This is a genomic window from Pseudoalteromonas sp. Isolate3 (assembly GCF_022398505.1).
Taxonomy (GTDB): Bacteria; Pseudomonadota; Gammaproteobacteria; order Enterobacterales; family Alteromonadaceae; genus Pseudoalteromonas; species Pseudoalteromonas apostichopi.
The window spans coordinates 1-2,033 of record NZ_JAKEVN010000230.1; the positions used below are offsets into that span (position 1 = coordinate 1).

At 35.0% G+C, this 2,033-nt stretch carries 2 protein-coding genes; both read right to left on the bottom strand.

The annotated features are described in order from the left end of the window. The coding region (locus L1D46_RS20450) for an MASE3 domain-containing protein (RefSeq protein WP_239978153.1) at positions 1-403 on the bottom strand (403 nt) is incomplete at its 3' end. 6 nt (positions 404-409) lie between these two features. After that, positions 410-1,966, bottom strand: a complete 1,557-nt coding sequence (locus L1D46_RS20455) for a PAS domain-containing methyl-accepting chemotaxis protein (RefSeq protein ID WP_130052873.1) — start codon at positions 1,964-1,966, stop codon at positions 410-412. Positions 1,967-2,033 lie beyond the last annotated feature (67 nt).

The window sequence follows — 2,033 nt, forward strand, 5'->3', positions numbered from 1 at the left end:
ATAAAGCAATAGCAGCAAATGTAATTAACTCAAATGTTCGAGCGAGTATAGAAAAAAAGATTGACTTTTGGCTCGAGCTTTCAGAAATAAATGCAGGCATACCAGAGAATGAAATGGCATTCATGTAATCCATTATTACAATAATACTAAAGCCAAAAATAATAATATTACTCTGTTCAATATAGCGCCCGTCAAGCCTCTGAAATTCAAGTAATACGATCGATGAAAACACAAATATAGGCAATAGCTCTAATGTAAGGTGAAGTACTATTCCACCTTTTTGTGGAATGATATTTATTTGTTCCAATCCCCAAAAGCTCAATAAAAAGAACATAATAAGTATCGATATTGATTTAAGATGACCGTTCCTTTCCTTCTGAAGTTCAAAAGCAAGATTAAACATAATTTGTTACCTTTTAAACCTAACGACCAATTCGTGTAATTCATTCGATACTGCTTGTAATTTAGCTATCGACTGGGAAACTTTATCTGCATTTGTAACTCCAACATTTGCTAATTCTGAAATATTCACAATTTGATGGTTTATATCTTCAGCAACATGAACTTGTTGCTCAACAGCGGCGGACATCTGGGTAGACATATGAGCGATTTGATCAACAGCGACGACTATGCCATCAAGCATCTTAGCGTTATCATTCACATTGCATACTCCATGCTTTGCTTCATCATTGCCCAACTTAGCCTTTTCTTCAGCACTACTCGCCTTAATTATTAAGTTGTGAATAATATCGTAGATTTCTTTTGTAGAAGACTGTGTTCTCTGGGCTAGTGTTCTAACTTCATCTGCAACAACAGCAAATCCACGCCCTTGTTCACCTGCTCTTGCTGCTTCTATAGCAGCATTCAGTGCAAGTAAATTTGTTTGATCCGCAATTTGCTCAATTAATTGGGCTGCATTTGAGATACGCTCAGTTTGAATTGAAACGTCTGTAATAGACTCTCCTATTTGTGACACTGTATTTTGTAATTGGTTAATCGAAGTCATTGTGACTTCTGAAAAACGCTTACCAGAAGTTGATAATTTGGAAGCAGTATCAGCCTGATTAGCCGTTTCGGAAATATGCCGTGCCACCTCAGCAATCGTTGTGGTCATTTGATTCATGGCCGTAGCAACTTGAATTGTTTCTGATTGCTGGTTTTGCAACTCACTACATGTTTGCTCAGTAAGTATAAGGCAACTATGAGACTCTTCCGATACAGCCAAGGCCGCATTTTCTATTCTAGTCAAAATAGCACCTAAATGAGCAAATTGACTTATTATTGCGACTTCTAACTTGCCTAAGTCTCCTGATTTATTCGTGTAAGTTTTTACGGCTAAATCATCTTTAAAACTACTTCCAAGCTTTTCCAACAAGTCATTGACTATCCGACGTCTAGATTTTATTGAACAAAAAAAATTAATAGTAAAACTTAATATAAATAAAGTAATAGCAAGATGTTTATGCTCTATATAATTTAATAAAATTGCGAGAATAAAAACAAAAAAAGCTGTAATTTCACAATAGTAATTATTTAAATTACTTTTAGAAGTAGAATTCTCATGCCTAAGTTTTGGATAAATTTTTTGTGCACGCATAACATCTTCTTGCTTAGGGCAAGAACGAACTGATTCATAACCGGTTATTACCCCTTCATGGCAAATGGGGGTTACATATGCGTCTACCCAATAAAAGCGGCCGTCTTTACATCGATTTTTAACTAAGCCCATCCATGGCTTGCCATCCTTTAGATATTTCCACATGTTTTTGAATGCAACCTCGGGCATATCAGGGTGCCTAACAATATTGTGAGGTTGCCCAATTAATTCACTTTTATCAAAACCACTTATTTCAACAAAGTGATCATTACAATCAACAATGTTGCCATTAACATCCGTGACTGATATTAATTTTTTTGATTCTGGAAATGTTATTTCTATATTACTTACAGGCAAATTACTTCGCATAAAATGAGTACCATTTTAATCTCAAAGAACAGTTAAAATTTAAAAGTACCTTTATAGAGAATGTAGG

Coding starts and splice junctions, on each gene's coding strand:
- L1D46_RS20455 (WP_130052873.1), bottom strand. CDS start 1,966: ATGCGAAGTAATTTGCCTGTAAGTAATATAGAAATAACATTTCCAGAA.